Source organism: Janibacter sp. CoH_79_TC_3 (assembly GCF_058197955.1).
Window position 1 is genome coordinate 1 of record NZ_JBXWIV010000047.1, and the last position, 1,199, is coordinate 1,199.

Annotated in this window: 1 protein-coding gene; it reads right to left on the bottom strand. The window is 43.0% G+C overall.

Features of this window, described 5'->3' with window-relative positions:
* Window positions 1–38 precede the first annotated feature (38 nt).
* Window positions 39–1,126 (bottom strand): IS3 family transposase gene (locus tag AC2FA3_RS14990; RefSeq protein WP_490510279.1). Its coding sequence is split into 2 segments (ribosomal slippage): window positions 39–874 and window positions 874–1,126, totalling 1,089 coding nucleotides; the frame shifts between segments, so codons are not numbered across the junction.
* Window positions 1,127–1,199 lie beyond the last annotated feature (73 nt).

Sequence of the window (1,199 nt, forward strand, 5' to 3'; positions counted from 1 at the left end):
GGTAACCCTCCCAAACCTAAGACACCTAACAAATAGAATTAAGCTGCTTGATTGAGTTTCTGTATGGGCGTAAAACCGCCATTGCCCATGTTTGGGCGCTCATGATTATAATGATATAACCAGTTTTCTGCTTGTGTGCGTACTTGCTCTAAGTTATCAAACAGCTCCTGATTTAACCAATCATATCTCATGGTTCTGTTAAAGCGCTCCACATAGGCATTTTGCTGTGGATTGCCAGGTTCAATATAGCTTAAGTTAATGCTTTTCTGCTCAGCCCAGTCTTTGAGCGCATTGCTGATGTACTCAGGACCGTTATCGCATCTTATTTGTACAGGTTTGCCTCGATATTCAATGAGCTGGTCTAATGTGCGTATGACCCTTTGTGCTGGTAGTGAGAAGTCAATCTCAACGGTGAGCGCTTCACGGTTGTAATCATCAATCACATTAAACAGTCTAAAGCTGCGACCGTCATTTAAGCCGTCGTGCATAAAGTCCATGCTCCAGCTTTGGTTTATCCTATCAGGTACTGCTAATGGTATTGGTTTAGCGCGTTTAATGCGACGCTTGGGCTTGATTCTAAGGTTGAGTTCAAGCTCACAGTAGATGCGATATACCCGCTTGTGGTTGTACGGCAGTCCCATGACATTACGCAGGCTTAAAAAGCATAAACCAAAGCCCCAGTTCTTATTCTCATCAGTCAGTTTGATGAGTAAGTCCGCGATCTGCTGGTTCTCATCCGTGGCCATTGACTTATGGTAATAGCAGGTCACGCTGATGTTAAAGATACGGCAAGCACGACGTATGCTAATACCATGCTCTTCAATGTAATGACAAGCCATTTTCCTGCGCCTTTGGGGCGCTACCACTTTTTTGTCATGGCATCCTGTAGGATATCGGATTTAAGACATTCATCAGCATACATCTTCTTAAGACGTGCATTTTCAATTTCAAGTTCTTTTAAGCGCGCAATCAAAGAGGCATCCATGCCGCCATACTTTGAGCGCCAGTTATAAAAGGTACTTTGGCTGATATTATGCTCACGGCAAAGCTCGGTGATAGGGACACCTTGTTCGGCTTGTTTTAGGATATTAACGATTTGGTTGTCAGTAAAGCGTGTCTTTTTCATAGGATTCTCCTGCTGATATATTTTAGCAGTTAATCTCTATTTCTAAGTGTTCTTATTTAGTGGGGGGATTACC